General features: G+C 39.0%; 16 protein-coding genes. 7 read left to right on the forward strand and 9 right to left on the reverse strand.

Annotated features, from left to right (window positions below; genetic code table 11):
* Nucleotides 1-112: 112 nt before the first annotated feature.
* A complete protein-coding gene (gene pldA, locus QSH13_RS09220) occupies nucleotides 113-988 on the reverse strand; it encodes a phospholipase A (RefSeq protein ID WP_109396637.1) in 876 nt (291 codons plus the stop codon).
* 232 nt (nucleotides 989-1,220) lie between these two features.
* Between pldA and QSH13_RS09225 the strand changes: the two genes are divergently transcribed.
* Nucleotides 1,221-1,688, forward strand: coding sequence for a thioesterase family protein (locus QSH13_RS09225; RefSeq protein ID WP_109396635.1), 468 nt, complete (start codon nucleotides 1,221-1,223; stop codon nucleotides 1,686-1,688).
* 146 nt (nucleotides 1,689-1,834) lie between these two features.
* Nucleotides 1,835-2,728 (forward strand): EamA family transporter RarD, encoded by an 894-nt coding sequence (gene rarD / locus QSH13_RS09230; protein WP_109396633.1) that lies wholly within the window; start codon nucleotides 1,835-1,837, stop codon nucleotides 2,726-2,728.
* An 11-nt stretch (nucleotides 2,729-2,739) separates the two neighbouring features.
* On the opposite strand, the gene QSH13_RS09235 is transcribed toward rarD, so the two are convergent.
* From QSH13_RS09235 to lptM, 7 genes are all read right to left on the reverse strand, one after another.
* Complete coding sequence (locus QSH13_RS09235; RefSeq protein ID WP_286039067.1) at nucleotides 2,740-3,135, reverse strand: hypothetical protein; 396 nt, start codon at nucleotides 3,133-3,135, stop codon at nucleotides 2,740-2,742.
* 134 nt (nucleotides 3,136-3,269) lie between these two features.
* Complete coding sequence (gene uvrD / locus QSH13_RS09240) at nucleotides 3,270-5,426, reverse strand: DNA helicase II (RefSeq protein WP_286039068.1); 2,157 nt, start codon at nucleotides 5,424-5,426, stop codon at nucleotides 3,270-3,272.
* Between the two features lie 144 nt (nucleotides 5,427-5,570).
* Nucleotides 5,571-6,287 carry a 5-amino-6-(5-phospho-D-ribitylamino)uracil phosphatase YigB gene (gene yigB / locus QSH13_RS09245; RefSeq protein WP_286039069.1) on the reverse strand — a complete coding sequence of 239 codons (717 nt, stop codon included), beginning with the start codon at nucleotides 6,285-6,287 and terminating at the stop codon, nucleotides 5,571-5,573.
* Nucleotides 6,287-7,210, reverse strand: a complete 924-nt coding sequence (gene xerC, locus QSH13_RS09250) for a tyrosine recombinase XerC (RefSeq protein ID WP_109406890.1) — start codon at nucleotides 7,208-7,210, stop codon at nucleotides 6,287-6,289. Before xerC ends, yigB begins: the two co-directional genes overlap by 1 nt.
* Nucleotides 7,207-7,917 carry a DUF484 domain-containing protein gene (locus QSH13_RS09255; protein WP_109396624.1) on the reverse strand — a complete coding sequence of 237 codons (711 nt, stop codon included), beginning with the start codon at nucleotides 7,915-7,917 and terminating at the stop codon, nucleotides 7,207-7,209. The genes xerC and QSH13_RS09255 overlap by 4 nt, the downstream gene beginning before the upstream one ends.
* Nucleotides 7,918-7,942: 25 nt before the next feature.
* On the reverse strand, nucleotides 7,943-8,767 hold the full coding sequence (dapF, locus tag QSH13_RS09260) for a diaminopimelate epimerase (protein ID WP_109396622.1): 825 nt from the start codon (nucleotides 8,765-8,767) through the stop codon (nucleotides 7,943-7,945).
* A 41-nt stretch (nucleotides 8,768-8,808) separates the two neighbouring features.
* The gene (lptM, locus tag QSH13_RS09265; protein WP_071788576.1) at nucleotides 8,809-8,976 is read right to left on the reverse strand and encodes an LPS translocon maturation chaperone LptM; all 168 of its coding nucleotides are present in this window, start codon (nucleotides 8,974-8,976) and stop codon (nucleotides 8,809-8,811) included.
* A 79-nt stretch (nucleotides 8,977-9,055) separates the two neighbouring features.
* On the opposite strand from lptM, the gene cyaY reads away from it, so the two are divergent.
* Nucleotides 9,056-9,373, forward strand: a complete 318-nt coding sequence (gene cyaY / locus QSH13_RS09270) for an iron donor protein CyaY (RefSeq protein ID WP_088494024.1) — start codon at nucleotides 9,056-9,058, stop codon at nucleotides 9,371-9,373.
* A 67-nt stretch (nucleotides 9,374-9,440) separates the two neighbouring features.
* Here the strand turns inward: cyaY and QSH13_RS09275 are convergent, their stop codons facing one another.
* Nucleotides 9,441-12,044, reverse strand: coding sequence for a class I adenylate cyclase (locus QSH13_RS09275; RefSeq protein ID WP_109396620.1), 2,604 nt, complete (start codon nucleotides 12,042-12,044; stop codon nucleotides 9,441-9,443).
* A 998-nt stretch (nucleotides 12,045-13,042) separates the two neighbouring features.
* Here QSH13_RS09275 and hemC point away from each other — a divergent pair.
* Genes hemC through hemY form a run of 4 tightly spaced genes read left to right on the forward strand, consistent with a single transcriptional unit; the run spans nucleotide 13,043 to nucleotide 17,217 of the window.
* Nucleotides 13,043-13,984: a hydroxymethylbilane synthase gene (hemC, locus tag QSH13_RS09280; protein WP_109396618.1), complete on the forward strand. Its 942-nt coding sequence runs from the start codon at nucleotides 13,043-13,045 to the stop codon at nucleotides 13,982-13,984.
* Entirely contained in the window at nucleotides 13,981-14,718 is a 738-nt protein-coding gene (hemD, locus tag QSH13_RS09285; RefSeq protein WP_109396616.1) for a uroporphyrinogen-III synthase, read from the forward strand. The genes hemC and hemD overlap by 4 nt, the downstream gene beginning before the upstream one ends.
* 20 nt (nucleotides 14,719-14,738) lie before the next feature.
* Nucleotides 14,739-15,992 (forward strand): uroporphyrinogen-III C-methyltransferase, encoded by a 1,254-nt coding sequence (gene hemX, locus QSH13_RS09290; protein WP_109406891.1) that lies wholly within the window; start codon nucleotides 14,739-14,741, stop codon nucleotides 15,990-15,992.
* 4 nt (nucleotides 15,993-15,996) lie between these two features.
* The gene (hemY, locus tag QSH13_RS09295; protein WP_286039070.1) at nucleotides 15,997-17,217 is read left to right on the forward strand and encodes a protoheme IX biogenesis protein HemY; all 1,221 of its coding nucleotides are present in this window, start codon (nucleotides 15,997-15,999) and stop codon (nucleotides 17,215-17,217) included.
* Nucleotides 17,218-17,260: the final 43 nt, after the last annotated feature.

Genomic DNA, 17,260 nt, shown 5'->3' on the forward strand with positions numbered 1-17,260 from the left:
CCGTTCCTCTGAAAAGCTGCTGATAAAAACTATGATGAGGAGTAAAAGAAAAGGCACCAATGTGAAGGTGCCATCATCATTATAGCGCTATGCTAACCCAGAACGGGGAAAATTACAGCATATCATTAAGCATTACGCCAACACCGACTCGTGTTTGCCGGAAGTTATAATCAATCATTGATTCACCATAACCACTAAATACTTGGGTATAAAAGCGTACATGCTTAGTAATTGGATAACTCCAGCCTAATTCAGCCGCTCCATAACCACTGTTCCAGTTATAACGCCCAGTCGCGGTGATCACACTTTCGCCTAGTCGATAGCCCACTTTTAAACGGTAATAGCCCATATAACGATTAATATCTGGATTATCATCACGTTGAGCACTTTCACTAAAGCGATACCAAGGTTTTAGATCAAGTTGTAAATTACCTTTTTGTGCCATAAAACGCGCATAAGCACGGTTCCAGCTACGAGAAGTGGGATCAGAGCGACCATTTGATTCGTGGTTAAAACCCGCTTCTATTTCACGAAGTGTCCAACCCGCAAATTTATAGTCTGTTGCCCAACCTAGAAAAAGTTGTGGTTCATAGTTTGTCTCACGGAAAGGAGCGGATTCTTTCTTATTACTTAATTGCCACCAAGAGCGTTGAGTATAAGATGCCGCTAAAACAGAGTTTTCACCCGCAATACCGCGCCATAAAGGAAAGGCCAAACTGAGCTGGAATTTCACCTCATCTTTTTTAGCCTTGTTACTCCAATCATAACTTTGAATAGCCTCTTTATTAAGATCAGAGGTGTCAGTGTAAATAATATAATTGGATTCATAAGGATAAAGAACAAAAGGTGAATCGTATTCTTGTAATAAACCAGAAATGATACTGCCCTGAACAAGCGGAGCCGGAGATGGTGATACGTGTATTTCGGATGCAAATCCCCATGCTGGATAGAATAAAACTGCCGCAAGTAAAGAACGGATGTAACGCATAGTTAATTATCCTGTTTCATTATTGAATAATATAGAAGTTAGTACTTACTTTAGAATTAGTTCTTATATATGTGCTTTATTACACTCTAACGTCCATATTTTACACGTAATTGCCATTAAATCTCGTATATTTTCACATCATTATATTTATAGCACGAATGTGCAATTACGATTATGTCATGTATTATTAACATAATATTAACTTAATGACGTGATATCAGAGGTTCTAAAAATGGAAAAACAGTTAACATTAGAAGAGGCTCAAACACTAATTGGTCATATTTTTGTTTATAAGATGCCCTTTAATCAATTAATCGGCTTAGAGCTCGTTCGCTTTGAACAAGATTACGCTGAAATTCAATTTAGGTATCAAGACAAACTCGTTGGTAATATTGCTCAACGTATCTTACATGGTGGACTCATTGCTTCTGTACTTGATGTCAGTGCTGGGTTAGTTTGTGTCGGTAACGCATTAACACGTTTAGCACCAATATCCCAAGAGCAACTCGAACAAAAACTCGCTAATATGGGCACCATAGATTTACGTGTTGATTATTTAAGACCGGGACGTGGAGAATGTTTTACTGCAAGTAGCCATATTTTACGCAGTGGTAATAAAGTGTCTGTTGCTCGTGTTGAATTACATAATGAAAAACAAATTCATATTGCGAGTGGGACAGCAACTTATATTGTAGGTTAAGCCTTTGCTAAAATTCATTATGCGCGATAATGCTTAAGATTAGTATTAATTACTTGTAAAAATACATGCCTAATGACACATTAAATAATGTCATTGGGTATGATAACCCCGTCACACTTTTCCTTTCCATCAATTCCAGAGATAGCATGAGCCAGAAAAACACGATGAAAGGCGTTTTATGTGCCTTAGGCGCCTATTTGATCTGGGGTATTGCCCCTGTCTATTTTAAAAGCATTCAAGAAGTGCCCGCAGAAGAGATCTTAACGCACCGTATTTTATGGTCGTTCTTTTTTATGTTGATTTTAATGACTATCAGTCGTCATTGGCCTTATTTGCGTCAATTAATACGTCAACCTAAAAAAATTCTTCTTTTAGCACTGACTGCCATTATTATCGCAACGAACTGGCTTACCTATATATGGGCGGTTAACCACGGTTATATGCTAGAAGCCAGCCTTGGCTACTTTATTAACCCACTAGTTAACGTACTATTTGGCATGCTTTTCTTGAGCGAGCGGTTCCGCCGTATGCAATGGATAGCGGTAGGTTTAGCATTTACTGGTGTATTTATTCAACTCTGGCACTTTGGTTCAGTGCCTGTGATTGGATTAAGCCTCGCCGTGACTTTTGGTCTTTATGGCTTACTTCGTAAAAAATTAGGTGTCGATGCACAAACAGGCATGCTGGTAGAAACATTATGGCTATTTCCCGTTGCATTAGTTTATATCTTATTTTTCACACATTCGCCGACTAGCAATATGCTTGAAAATAGTTGGTCATTAAATACCTTGTTAATTGCGGCCGGTATTATTACAACTGTACCACTACTGCTCTTTACAGAAGCGGCACACCATCTGCGTTTATCAACTTTGGGCTTTTTCCAATATATTGGCCCCACCTTGATGTTTATTCTTGCCACAATGGTATATGGCGAAAAAATTGATGCAGAACGGTTGGTCACGTTCGGCTTTATTTGGGTTGCGCTGATCCTCTTTACGCTTGATGCGCTTTATACACAACGCCGTTTAAGACGTAGCTAATCCTCTAAAACTCACTCTTCCGCTAAATTGCTGATTTGTGTAAAAGCGGAAGAGAGTTTTTTTCTCTGCAATGAAGACGCACTCTTCGAGATCTTCTCTGCATGGCGAGCTGAGCGCCTAAATAACGTTGATATTGCGTTATTAACCAATTGAATATGGTTGATCACGACGCAGTAATAGGGATTGGCTCGAGGAACAAATTCACGCTGATACCTCAATAATTTACAATACAAGTCTTCTTCAAATTCATTGATTGGTTTACTCGTATGATAAGTATCAAGCAGGATATTCTCAATATTCTCAATATTTTCAATCTCTAATTCATTACTTGAAAAAGAGTCAGAAGAAGTTCGCGTGTAAGGTGAGACAAAAGAGTCGGTAGAAAAGAATACGCTAGAGAGTTTCATCAATTAATCACGTTAAGTAAGAATAGATAACGTGATTATTAAGTAACTAAATAGCGCTTCCCTTAAAAAAACACCCTTACTTATCTATCAAATAAATAAGGGTGTTTTTTTATTAGAGGAGATCTAATTGAAGCTTATTCCAGTCGAGCAAATGCTGCCACCAGCCATTTAATACCTTCACCATTAAAAGCAATTTGTAATCGACAATGTTCACCACTCCCTTCAATATTGATAATGGTGCCATCACCAAATTTGGGGTGCTTCACACGTTGCCCAAGCGAATACCCCGTATCATTGCTGATAATCGGTGTTCCTAAACGGTTATGATTAACAGGACGTGAAACTGTCGCGCGCAAACGAACTTCTTCGACACACTCTTTAGGTAACTCACCAATAAAACGAGAAGGCCGGTGACTGACTTCTTTTCCGTATAAACGTCGATTTTCAGCGTAAGTGAGTGTTAACTTTTTCATTGCTCGCGTCACACCAACATAAGCCAAGCGACGCTCTTCTTCCAAACGTCCACCTTCATCTAGTGACATTTGACTTGGGAACATGCCTTCTTCAACACCCACAATAAAGACTTGTGAAAATTCTAGCCCTTTAGCCGAGTGAAGTGTCATTAACTGCACAGCATCTTGATATGCATCAGCTTGGCTTTCGCCTGATTCTAATGCGGCATGAGAAAGAAACGCTTGCAGTGGCACTAAATCTTCGTCTTCATCCTGATAACTAAATTGACGAGTCGCGGTGACTAGCTCTTCTAAGTTTTCAATACGAGCTTGTGCTTTTTCACCTTTTTCTTGCTCATACATCGCTTTCAAGCCTGAATCACGAATAATTCGGTCTGTTTGCACATGTAATGGCATATCTGCCGTTTCAGAAGCAAGTGTTTCAATCAGTTCTAAGAATCGTTGGATCGCAGCCGTTGCACGCCCTGCAAGCATTTTATGTTCGATTACCTGTAATGCACTTTCCCATAAGGTAATTTGGTTGTCTCTTGCGACTTGGCGAACAATATCTAATGTTCTATCACCAATCCCCCGTGTTGGAGTATTCACAACGCGTTCAAAAGAAGCATCATCATGGCGATTAGCCGTTAATCGCATATAAGAGAGTGCATCTTTGATCTCTTGGCGCTCGAAGAAACGCTGACCGCCATAGATACGATATGGCATCGCCGCTTGTAATAATGCCTCTTCCATTATACGAGATTGGGCATTGCTACGATAAAGAATGGCACAGTCTGTTAGCGCACCACCTTCTTCTTGCCAACGCTTAATTCGACCAACGACATAACGCGCTTCATCCAGATCATTAAAAGCACAATATAGCGAAATAGGCTCACCTTCAGCACCTTCAGTCCACAGGTTTTTACCTAATCTGTCACTATTATTAGCAATGAGTGCGTTCGCGGCTTTTAGAATATTGCTAGTAGAACGATAATTTTGCTCTAATCGGATCGTCTCTGCGCCGGGAAACTCATTTAAGAAATTTTGAATATTCTCAACTTGTGCACCACGCCAGCCATAAATAGATTGATCGTCATCACCGACAATCATCACTTTACCCGTTTGACCCGCCAACATTCTTATCCATGCATATTGAATGCGGTTAGTATCTTGAAATTCATCAACCAATATATTGGTAAAGCGATTTTGATAATGCTCTAAAATTTGCGGTTTATTAAGCCAAAGTTCATGAGCTCGTAATAAAAGCTCAGCAAAGTCCACCAGCCCCGCACGATCACAAGCTTCTTGATATGCTTGATACACTTTCAACCATGTTGTTTCAACAGGATTACCATAAGTTTGAATATGTTGTGGTCGTAAACCTTCATCTTTTTTACCGTTGATATACCACATACCTTGACGTGCAGGCCATTGTTTATCATCAAGATCCATTGACTTAACAATACGGCGAATAAGGCGATATTGATCATCACTGTCAATAATTTGGAAGTCTTGTGGCAAATTTGCATCAAGATAGTGTGCGCGTAATAAACGATGAGCAAGGCTATGGAACGTGCCAATCCACATACCGCCTTGACTTGTACCAATTAAGTCTTCAATACGATGTCGCATCTCTGCAGCGGCTTTATTGGTAAACGTCACAGCCATAATCGAAAAAGGGGAAGCTTGTTCAACAGATAATAACCAAGCGATACGATGTACCAGTACCCGTGTTTTACCACTGCCTGCGCCAGCTAACACCAGCATATTAATACGAGGTGCGGCTACAGCTTCGCGCTGTTTATCGTTAAGGCCTTCTAGCAGATATGAGACGTCCATAATTACCAATCATTTAGTGAAGAAAATACTGTGGATATATACAGAAATAGAGAATAAATAACAAACTAACAGGAATTTACGCGCTATGCAAAATAAAGCCTTTTTTAGCCACGTTTATCTGCGCCATTCTTACCAAATATCACATTAAACTAATTCTATTAGTTTGCTTAAATCTGTAATTTCAATATGCGGCATTACTCTGGTTTCACCTTCTTCAAACAAACTACGGCTATCAAGGTTAATCCAACACGCTTGTAATCCGCTATTAACGGCCCCTTCGACATCAGTTACAAGGTGATCACCCACATGTAGGATTTTCTCATGTGGAAGATTTAACAGTGAGGCGGCTTTATCAAACATATCAGGATAAGGCTTAGAGCGACCATCCGGACCGGCTTTTAAAATATGTGAAAAATACTGCCCTAAACCACAACTTAATGGGTTTGCATTACCATTTGTAATCGCAATTAATGGGATTTTCTGTGCCAATTCGGTGAGAACATGATGAGTATTTTTAGGCACATTAATGCGGCTACGCCAATAAGCAAAGTGAGCCATAATGTCATCAGCACCTTGTTGTGCTTTGACCTCACTATAACCGTAATCTAACAACATATTTCTAGCCGCAAGCCAACGCCATTGCGTAATATCATGAAAAATATCCGGATCATTTTCTATAAGTGGCTTTTTATAATCATTCACATCTTTTTCTGTGAAATGATTAAAACGCAGATCATATTGACGAATAAAATCCAGTGTCTCTTTTTCAGTCCTGTCCATCACTGGCACATTGTCATACAGCGTATCATCTAAATCAAAAGTCATCGCTGCGATTGGCGTCAGAGTTCTATAAAAGCGCATTATGATTTTTCTCTCTTAGCTCTCGGATGAGCAGCATCATAGACTTTCGCTAAATGCTGAAAATCTAAATGGGTATAAACTTGTGTGGTCGATAAATTGGCGTGCCCTAATAACTCTTGTACAGCACGCAAATCACCACTAGATTCCAATAAATGGGTGGCAAACGAGTGGCGTAATTTATGAGGATTCACATGGCTACTTAGTCCTTGTTTAATTCCCCAAAGTTCAAACCGTTTTTGTACACTGCGCACAGATAAACGCTTACCACTTTGGGTAGAGATAAAGACAGCTTTATCCTCAGGTGCATAGAGCTCTCGCATCGGAAACCAATTTTGTAACCACTCTAGCGCTTTTCTTCCCAACGGTACTTTTCGTTCTTTACTTCCCTTCCCTAAAACACGAACTTCACCTTCATTCATGTCGATATCGCTAATGTTTAAGTTGGTCAATTCTGATAGACGTAATCCTGCACCATACATCACTTCTAGCATGGTTCTATCTCTGACAGAGAGTGGATCTTTTAAGTCGATATTCATCAATTGGCTAACTTCATCGACATCCATATTTTTAGGTAAGTGACGACCAGATTTAGGTGTACGAATGCCTTTAGCTGGATTAACCTCTAACATTCCTTGTATCACTTGCCAATCAAGAAAGCTACGTAACGCCGAAAAGCGCAAAGCAAGACTAGCCGGTTGTAAACCACTACGATGACTTTTCGCTAATAACATGCGCACATGTTGGCTTTCAAGTGATATCCATTGTGTGATTTTCATCGCCACCATCATTTGCGCTAATGCTGTCAATTGGCGATGATAATTTTCTACGGTGACAGGACTCAATCGGCGTTCAACTTGAATATAACGCAGGAATTGCTCGATAGCAGTGGAGAGTGTTTCTGGAATATCTATTGGTTGAGTCATTGCCTTGCAATCCAACGAAGTAACAATTCTGGTAAAATATGGGCAAGCTTATCCAGCATTACTGTTCCCATCCCTTCCTGAAAATGTTGGTTATCTCGGCTATTAAAAATAATTACACCTAAATCGCCATAATGTCCTAATAATGAAAGCGCAACTGAACCAGAGCGTCGGACATTCGGCATCAATAGCATCATCTCTTGCCCATTTAATGTACCTAAATAGTGATTATCATCGCCCATACGTTGGATCCGAAAATGTTCAAATGCTTGACGAGATAATGGGAGATCTTGCGCATCTAGAGGTGGCTGCAATTGCCAGCGATCAGTAAATAGGCGTAATTGAACTGAATAAAGCCCTAGTCCTTTGGCCCAAAGGTTTAAGCGTTCTAGCATTTCGTGAAGAGAAGCACTGTTGGATAGTTCAGAAATTAATAATAAGAGTTGGTTAAACAGCGCTTCATTTTCCGAGGCTTGTTCTATCAACAAACGCATATCTTCTTCAAGATAATGGATGCGGTTACGTTGACGCGACATTATCCATTCAACTAAAGAAACAGTTCCTCTGACGGGATGAGGAACTTTCATTTGTTCAATATAGCTTGCATTACGGATAAAAAAACCAGGATGTTCCCTGAGGTAGCGGATCACTTGTTGATCATTAAGCTCGTTTGTTTCAGGGCAACAGAACTGCTCATTTTTATCCGTCATACAGATAACCTCTCAAAAAATAATATTATAGCTGAATGATCCCATCATAAATATGTGTCGCTGGCCCAGTCATATAAAGAGAGTTACCCTCTCCTTTCCATTCAATTAGCAATGCACCACCGGGTAAAGTCACTTTCACACGTTTATCTAATAAGCCTTGTGAAATACCAATAGCAACAGCGGCGCAAGCTCCGCTACCACAAGCATTGGTTTCACCTGCACCACGTTCAAATACCCGCAAATGAAGGTTGCTTCTGTCTACGATCTGCATAAAACCAATATTAGCACGTTCAGGAAAACGTTCATGTTGCTCTAATACAGGTCCTAGCAACTCAACTTCTGCTGTTTTAATGTCTTCAACCTGAATAACGCAATGAGGGTTTCCCATTGAAACTACACCGCATAATACAGTGCGTTCCATAGCCCTGATAATATAGGTCTTTTCTGCCTTTTGTGCACGAAAAGGGATTTTTTGAGGTTCAAATTCAGGTTCGCCCATATTGACACACACATCGTCATTATCCATAACATGCAAGGTCATTCTGCCAGACTGTGTACTGACTTTTATCTCTCTTTTGTTTGTAAGACCTTTTAATCTCACAAATCGAGCAAAGCAACGAGCCCCATTACCACACTGCGCAACCTCACTTCCATCCGCATTAAAAATACGATAATGGAAATCGAGTTCAGGATCATAAGGTGCTTCAACCACCAATAATTGATCAAACCCAACACCAGTATGACGATTCGCTAATCGACATATTAATTCTGGTGAAAAATAAACATTTTGAGTCACGGCATCGACCACCATAAAGTCGTTGCCAAGACCATGCATTTTTGAAAATTGCATCTTGCCCCTGCCTGAAACAAAATTACCGTTTCTAAGATTGACTAATTGGTCTGAGTTGAGGCGCTCTCAACTTGCTGGGTTGGCTGGGATGACTGCGTCATTTTTGCCTGAGTATCTTCAGGTGGGAAATAAAGAGGGCCTTTCAAGCCGCAACCAGAAAGAGAAATCAGTGTTATTATAGCAAGAGTGCAACGTAAATACGTTTTCATTCGAAATCTGCCTGTCATTTATTTGGTTAATATCCTCTATAATCGCAGTTAGATCTCGAAAAGCAAATAGGAAATGAAGATGAACGACAGTGAATTTCACCAATTAGCTGACGAACTCTTGTCAGAAATAGAACAAACTATTGATAATTATGAAGGTGACGCAGATATTGATTGTGAAATCAATGGCGGTGTAATGACATTAACCTTTGAAAATAATAGCAAAATTATTATTAATCGCCAGGAAGCATTTCATCAAGTTTGGTTAGCGACACGTTCAGGTGGCTATCACTTTGATTGGAAAGATGAACAATGGATTTGCGATAGAAGTGGTGGTGAATTTTTAACCATGTTGGCACAAGCGATAACAGAACAAAGTGGGGAAGCGTTTTCTTTCTAAAAAACTCAACTAACGACAAATGGGAGCTATAAAGCTCCCATTTGTGTTTTTATTGGCTTGTACTCAATTAGGAGTGTTGCACTGCTTTATAATCTGTAAACCCGTGGCTAATTACATTCATCTCTGGTTGAGCTTCTTTACTACCCAGATCGGATAATTTACCAAAGGATCCACCAGCAAAAGGCAACACTTGTGTTGATCCTTCCACTTTCACAATTTGATAAAATTGTGGCAGGTTAAAATTGATAAAGCTTGAACCGTATGTAAATCGGTCATGAGATGAGGAGTAAAAACGACTAACATCTTTCACTAACTCTTCTTTGCTTCCTTCACAATGGGAATAAATCTCAACCCGATTTGCTTCATCTAATATATAGATATTAAACACATTATTATCTTCTGTAGTTTCAAAGAAGAATTGAATAATTCCTTCGCAAGCAAAGCCATCAATCACTGCGGGTAAATAGCGAGCGTCTTTATCTAATTTAACCGGCAATCCATGAAGCTTGTTATATGAAATCGCACCATAAAACTCGATAGCATTTTCTAATTTTTGTACTGACACATTGAGTCGTTCAAAGAACAATCCCCACGTTTGCCCTGCAATACGTAAAGCTTTAAAACGACCCGGCTCTAAACGATTCGTTGATAATCGCAATTCAATACATTCTGAAACTAACTGCTGAACACGAGTACGGATTAAACCACGCAAATGTTGGCTATAACAGAATACTTCAACAGAAGCAGGTGGAGCCGCGTCTTGGTGCATTTTACCTAAAATCGTTTTTAACGATTCCAGCATAGATTGTGTACCACTGAAATGAAGGGTTCTTACTTCATTCCAAGAGTTACGATACAACAAATCAATACTACCAATAAGACACTGTTCTTTTTCACCAAAACTAAAGACATCTAATTTTCTAAAATCAAAGTGAACCACTTGATCAGAAAAACTCTCTGTTGGATCAGTTTCTAAATTGACAATAATCGCAAGGTGTCTAATTTCACAAGGGCTATACAGTGCTTTCGGTGTCGGTGCAGGTAAACGAATTGGGAAATGACTCGACATATCCCTAACTAATTCATGCAGTTTAATTTCATCACAAGAGGATTCTCCTTGATGAATATAAACTCGAGACTCTTTCGTTAACAGCCCATTAAAGTAAGACCATGCCACTAATTTATTTAAATAGCGGTTATATTCTAATGGTTGGTGCCCTACAATATTTTCAAAATCAGGGGCACGATTATATAAATACCATCCGCTACGATTTGCTCGACCTTGTGGTACATAAATAAAGGTTAAATGTGATTCTGATAAATCAGGTGAAATCTGTGGATTAACCAGTGTCACTTTACCAGGCAAGGCTTCAAACGCGGCATAAAGTTTACGAGTTAGAACACCGATATCTTGCGGGCTTGCACTAACACTTAAATTATTACGGCGAGCAAAACGAATAAGATTACGATAGCTTTGCATCATCGTATCTAATAATTCATTGTGCGCATCACGAACACGCTCGATTTTCCAACTATCACGCGTATCAAGTACGGTTAAACGCGCATTATCCCATTGCCATTGAGTGACCAATTGCGATAAGACTTGACGTCTCCACCCCTCAGAACCTTCTGGTTCATTTTGTGTTTTTTCGTTAGATAATTTTTCACACACTTTCAGGTAGAAACAGCGACGGATAAGATCAAGACGAGTTAAATCATTTATAGAAACCAAATAGCGAGTAACACGCTCAAGCATCATACAATAAGCATCTAAACCATAATTAACGATTTCGCCACGGTGTAGATGTTGTTTCATTTCTAATGCTAACAACTTCCCATTAGGATAGTCCGCTGAATAGGCTTCTAATAAAATACTTTTTAGTACTGCTTTATAAGGTGAATCGACACTTTTATAGAGTTGCCATAAACTTGCGCCAAAGTACTCTTCAGCTGAAAGCTCACCTAATCCCCCCAGATCTAACCACTCATTTGGCGTTAATACTCCTTGAGCGTAAAGGGAGTTAACATATTCGTCATAATGATGTTCTTCTTCAATAGGTACCATCGCCCATAGCAAGCGCTTACCGGCTAGGCGTACCGCTGTACGATAAAATTCATCAAGTAAAAGAATATGTTGGGTAGAGCCACAATCTTCTCCACCTAAGCTACCGCTTGCATGGTGACGAAATCTATTTTCATCGATTAAGAAAAACGTAACATCAATGCCTAGTTCGCCAGCCCATTGTTCTATCAATTGGCATTTACGTTGTAAAAGTGCACGTTCATCTTGATCTAGCCATGATTGATGACAGACCCAAATATCAATATCGGAGCAGTGGCTTTGACCAATAGAAGAAGTGCTCCCCATTGAATAGATGCCAGTAATTGGCAATTCTCCATTGGCGTATCCATCCATCGGATCATCACATAATGCGTTAACCAGCTTATTCGCCCATTGACGTTGCATGTCATCAGGTTCAAAGAAACATGTGCCGTGAGGAACATTTCCTTGTATGTAGCCGGGCAACTCAGGATGGTGGTAATGCAATAAAACAGGAATTAAACCATAGACCTGTTTAAAAACATCACACATCGATGCAAATGCTCGTTCCAGTCTGAGTTGATTAATCGCATCCAGCCGTTGCTTCAGTGTTTCAATATAAAGATACAAGAGTTTCGCCTGAACAATACTAAGAAGATAGTAGAATCTGAGTTTATAAGTGACCAAGGTTGAGTTAAGTAATATTAATAGATAAAACTTTACTAACAAAATCTCGGAAACGTGATCAATTTAACACCTTGAACGCAAGGCGTAAAGAGGATCTCAAAATATAGCACCAAGATCTAAAAATGATATTTAAACGCTTAATCGTGTAAAGCTATTAAATAAATAGCTTTATAATCATAAAGATAAATCATTTTACTTACATAAAAAATGATAAAAAAAATCTCTCAATCCTCTCTTTAGCCTATAAAAATCCCTGTTTACTTAGTGATGAAACTGAAAATAAATTTTGACAAAACATAAAAAAGTGATAAAAAATCTGAAATAGAAACAACCGATTGATAATAATGAATTATTTATATTTTTTGATTGTTTTTTATTTTTATACTTAAAATAATAATTCTATTTTTAATATTGAGATAATAATATTTAAAATAATATTTAATTTTTATTAATTATTTATTTAAATTAAGATTAAATTCTTTTCTTTATTTTTATTGTTTCTCTTTCTTTTATTTAATAATAATTTTGTTAAAATTTATCGTGCTTTTATATATTAAAAAAATAATAAGAAAGATAAGTGCATTTAAAATAATAGTCGTTTTATCAATACGTTCAGATCAAACATAATATTTCTATCACTTCTCGCTCACGAGTTGTTAACAACAATGGTGTAATGTTTTAATTTTGTAAATGACCACATTTTTTATATAGATATAAAAAGAATAAAATCCTAAAAATAACTAAATCCAATAATATCCATTAATAAATTACTTATTTTTTATTTCCTTTTTCTTTTTTTCTTTTTCGATGATGGCCTCATTTCTTTCATTGTTATTACGATACAAAACGCCTTAACTGGAAAATTGGGTCTTAAAGTGTTAAAACAATGGCTTATTTCTAAACAAAAATATCGCTAATCGCTCGGAAGAGATAACACTATTATGTCAAAAAGTACCATCCGTATTGCTACCCGCCAAAGCCCTCTTGCTATGTGGCAGGCGCTTTATGTGAAAGAACAACTACAACTTACTCATCCAGGTTTAGTCGTCGAATTAGTACCGATGGTCACTAAAGGTGACATCATTTTAGATACACCTTTAGCTAAAGTGGGTGGCAAAGGACTATTCGTAAAAGAATTAGAACTTGCGCTACTTGAATCACGTGCAGATATTGCTGTTCACTCTATGAAAGATGTTCCTATAGATTTCCCAGAAGGCTTAGGCTTAGTAACTATTTGTGAACGTGAAGATCCTCGTGATGCCTTTGTTTCTAATCATTATAATGCGTTAGAAGAACTTCCTGCGGGTAGCATTGTAGGTACATCCAGTTTACGCCGCCAATGCCAATTAAAAGCACAGCGTCCAGACCTCATTATTCGAGATTTACGGGGTAATGTCGGAACTCGCTTAGGGAAATTAGATAATGGGGATTACGATGCTATTATTCTTGCTGTTGCCGGCTTAAAGCGCTTAGGTCTTAATGAACGTATTCGTACACCATTATCAGCTGAGCAATCTTTACCCGCGGTTGGACAAGGTGCTGTGGGAATTGAGTGTCGTTTAGATGACAATCAAACTCGCCAGCTATTAGATGCGCTCAATCACTCACGTACCGCAATTTGCGTTAAAGCAGAGCGCGCCATGAATACCCGTCTTGAAGGCGGTTGCCAAGTTCCTATTGGAAGCTATGCCATTTGGCAAGATGACAAGATTTGGTTACGTGCTTTAGTCGGTTCTCCTGATGGTGAAACTATTTTACGAGGTGAACGTTTAGTGACACCTGAAAACGCTGAAACCGCAGGCATCTCATTGGCTGAAGAGCTCTTAGATAAAGGAGCACGAGCTATTTTAACTGCCGTGTATAAAGGTAGCACACCTGCATGAGTATTTTAGTTACTCGCCCTAACCCAGCAGGAAAGGCATTAACCCAGCGTTTAATTGATGCGGGTAAAATAGCTTTTCAAGCACCTTTAATCGAGATCACCGCTGGTCGTGAACTCCCTTTATTAGATGCTAAACTAAAAGGATTAAAGGCGGGTGATTGTGTTTTTTTACTTTCCAAAAATGCGGTGTCATACGCAAACTGGCAGCTAAATCAATTACAACAATCATGGCCAGATACGCTATCCTATTATGGAATAGGTCAAAGCACAGCAAAAGATTTCCAACATTTAAGCAGTCTTCCAATTTGCTACCCTGAGCAAGGAGAAACCAGTGAGGATCTTCTTAACCTTCCTGCGCTTAATCAGGTGAAAGACAAACAAATATTACTGCTTAGGGGTAACGGTGGCCGTGAATTACTCGCAAAAACATTGAGTCAACGAGGCGCGATTGTTGATGAATGCGAATGTTACCAACGCCTATTTATTAATTATTCCTCTGAAGAGTTTGCTCTTCAATGGGAAAAAGCACAGGTTGATACGCTTGTTGTCACTAGCGGTGAAATGTTACAACAACTCTTTGATCTAGTCGCTGAATCTAAAAAAGCATGGCTGTTAAACTGCCATTTAATTGTGGTCAGTGAACGATTAGCAACAATAGCAAAAACATTAGGGTGGGAAACCGTCACCGTTGCTGAAAGTGCCAATAATGATGCTTTATTTCATGCATTAATATAGAACCTAAATGAGACGCCGATATGACGGAACAGAAAAATACAAATGATAATGACTTGCCAAAAGATACAGCTAAAGCTGATGAAAATGTCCGCTATCAGGAAGTCAAACCTGTTAATAACAAGCGCTCAGGCCTAATTGGAAGTGCTGTTGCTATCCTTGTTATTTTGGCAATCGGTGGTGGTCTTTACTATTACACCAATCAACAAGCATCAAAGCTGAGTGTAGAAAATCAATCACTCAAATCTGAGCTTGCCCAATTACAACAGCTCCAAAATACTTATCAACAACGCTTTGACAATATTGATAGTATGTTTAACTCACAAAAACAGACTATCGATAAGTTACAAAATGAGCGACAAACAACAGAGCGCCAAATTCAAGATCTACAAACACGCTTTGCCGCTATTTCCAGTGCAGATGTCAAAAGTTGGCTATTAGCACAAGCCGATTTTATGGTGAAAATGGCAGGTCGTAAGTTATGGAATGATCAAGATGTCGTAACCGCAGTCAGTCTACTAAAAGGTGCTGATAGTAGCTTAGCGGAAATGAACGATCCGAGCTTACTTGAGATCCGTCGCGCTATTAATGAAGATATCGGTAGTTTAGCAGCTCTCACTAAAATCGATAATGATGGCATCATTTTACAATTAAACCAGTTAGCTAATCAGATTGATAATCTCCGTTTAGCTGGTTTGGAGCGTAATGGCTCACCCATGGATAAAAATGACGAAACCATTTCGGGTTCACTTTCTGATTGGAAACAGAATCTCAGCAAAAGCTGGAAAAGCTTTATGGATGATTTTATTACCATTCGCCGCCGTGATACTGCAGCCGTTCCTTTATTAGCGCCGAATCAGGATATCTATTTACGTGAGAATATCCGTTCACGTTTATTAATTGCTTCTCAAGCAGTACCTCGTCACCAAACTGAAACTTATCAGCAATCACTGGAAGCCGTATCTACTTGGGTTCGCGCTTATTTTGATACCTCTGATCCAAGTACAACCGCATTTTTAGATACGGTATCTGAATTAGAGAAACAACCTATTACGCTTGCAATGCCCTCAGAATTGAAGAGCCAAACCTTGCTAGAAAAACGAGTAGAAAAACAAATTCGCAATTTACTAGCACAAAATGAGTACGCTGAGCCACAAGCTGTTGAAGCTAAAGATGCCCAAGCTGTAGAAGCTGAACATAATGCATCAGAAAGCGTACAAAATGCTGCAGCTGATAGCACAACTTCTGATACACCAGTGACACAACAAGGAGAATAAGCTTATGTTAAAAATACTGCTCCTTTTTGTGGTGCTTATTGCGGGTATCATTTTTGGCCCACTCTTGGCAGGCCATCAAGGTTATGTGCTTATACAAACTGATGATTGGGATATTGAAACCAGTGTAACTGGCCTTGTCATTATTTTTATTTTACTACAATTAGCACTACTACTGATTGGTTGGAGTTATCGCCGTTTTATTGGTACAGGCTCAAAAGCATATAGTTGGTTTTCTTTCCGTAAACGTAATCGTGCACGAAAACAAACCGGCATGGCATTAATGAAATTAGCTGAAGGTGATTTTAAAGAAGTTGAAAAGCTGATGAGCCGTAATGCAGATTATGCAGAACAACCTGTTGTAAACTACCTGTTAGCTGCTGAAGCCGCACAACAGCGAGGTGATGAATTCCGAGTTCAACAACACCTTGAACGCGCAGCCGAGCTTGCTGATACTAATCAGCTTCCAGTTGATATCACACGAGTGCGTATTTTATTAGCACAAAATGAAAATCATGCAGCGCGAACGGGAGTTGATGAACTATTAAATCAAGCTCCCCGCCACCCAGAAGTGTTACGACTTGCAGAAGTCGCTTATACACGAACAGCAGCTTGGCAAGCATTGCTTGATATCATTCCTTCCATGCAAAAAATTGCATTACACACAGATGATGAACTAGCGCAATTACGCCAAAAAGCCTATATCGGTATTATGGGGCAGAAGATGTCTGAAAATGGCTGTGATGGACTGAAAAATTGGTGGAAAGCACAGCCTCGTAAAGTACATCACGATAATGCATTACGTGTTGTTTTAGCTGAACACCTTATTGAATGCAACGATCCTGATACCGCTCAAACGATCATCTTAGACGGTATTAAACGCCAATATGACGAGCGCTTGATCCTACTATTACCTCGTTTAAAAAATACAGATGCCAGTGCTATTTTGAAAGTGCTCAATTCATTAATTAAACAGCATGGGCCAACGCCATTACTCAATAGCACATTAGGTCAGATAGCAATGCAACAAGGGCAATGGGTTCAAGCTGAAGAGGCTTTTCGTAATGCATTAAAACAACGCCCTGATGTTCATGATTTTGCGTGGCTTGCTGATGCATTAGATAAACAGAAAAAATCGCAAGAGTCGGCAAAAGTGCGTAAAGATGCTTTATTAATGACACTGAAAAAGGATTCCGTCATTTTTGAAGAGCCTAAAAAAAGTCAATAAACTCTTTCGATAAGAACGAGATCATAAATCGTTTGAATGCTTG

Source organism: Proteus faecis, from assembly GCF_030286765.1.
GTDB classification, from domain to species: domain Bacteria; phylum Pseudomonadota; class Gammaproteobacteria; order Enterobacterales; family Enterobacteriaceae; genus Proteus; species Proteus faecis.

What these genes read in the sequence shown, in the direction of transcription:
- QSH13_RS09225 (WP_109396635.1), top strand. Translation starts at nt 1,221, where the DNA reads ATGGAAAAACAGTTAACATTAGAAGAGGCTCAAACACTAATTGGTCAT.
- hemD (WP_109396616.1), top strand. Translation starts at nt 13,981, where the DNA reads ATGAGTATTTTAGTTACTCGCCCTAACCCAGCAGGAAAGGCATTAACC.
- dapF (WP_109396622.1), bottom strand. Translation starts at nt 8,767, where the DNA reads ATGCAATTTTCAAAAATGCATGGTCTTGGCAACGACTTTATGGTGGTC.
- hemY (WP_286039070.1), top strand. Translation starts at nt 15,997, where the DNA reads ATGTTAAAAATACTGCTCCTTTTTGTGGTGCTTATTGCGGGTATCATT.
- uvrD (WP_286039068.1), bottom strand. Translation starts at nt 5,426, where the DNA reads ATGGACGTCTCATATCTGCTAGAAGGCCTTAACGATAAACAGCGCGAA.
- QSH13_RS09255 (WP_109396624.1), bottom strand. Translation starts at nt 7,917, where the DNA reads ATGACGGATAAAAATGAGCAGTTCTGTTGCCCTGAAACAAACGAGCTT.
- cyaY (WP_088494024.1), top strand. Translation starts at nt 9,056, where the DNA reads ATGAACGACAGTGAATTTCACCAATTAGCTGACGAACTCTTGTCAGAA.
- pldA (WP_109396637.1), bottom strand. Translation starts at nt 988, where the DNA reads ATGCGTTACATCCGTTCTTTACTTGCGGCAGTTTTATTCTATCCAGCA.
- xerC (WP_109406890.1), bottom strand. Translation starts at nt 7,210, where the DNA reads ATGACTCAACCAATAGATATTCCAGAAACACTCTCCACTGCTATCGAG.
- lptM (WP_071788576.1), bottom strand. Translation starts at nt 8,976, where the DNA reads ATGAAAACGTATTTACGTTGCACTCTTGCTATAATAACACTGATTTCT.
- hemX (WP_109406891.1), top strand. Translation starts at nt 14,739, where the DNA reads ATGACGGAACAGAAAAATACAAATGATAATGACTTGCCAAAAGATACA.
- hemC (WP_109396618.1), top strand. Translation starts at nt 13,043, where the DNA reads ATGTCAAAAAGTACCATCCGTATTGCTACCCGCCAAAGCCCTCTTGCT.
- yigB (WP_286039069.1), bottom strand. Translation starts at nt 6,287, where the DNA reads ATGCGCTTTTATAGAACTCTGACGCCAATCGCAGCGATGACTTTTGAT.
- QSH13_RS09235 (WP_286039067.1), bottom strand. Translation starts at nt 3,135, where the DNA reads ATGAAACTCTCTAGCGTATTCTTTTCTACCGACTCTTTTGTCTCACCT.
- rarD (WP_109396633.1), top strand. Translation starts at nt 1,835, where the DNA reads ATGAGCCAGAAAAACACGATGAAAGGCGTTTTATGTGCCTTAGGCGCC.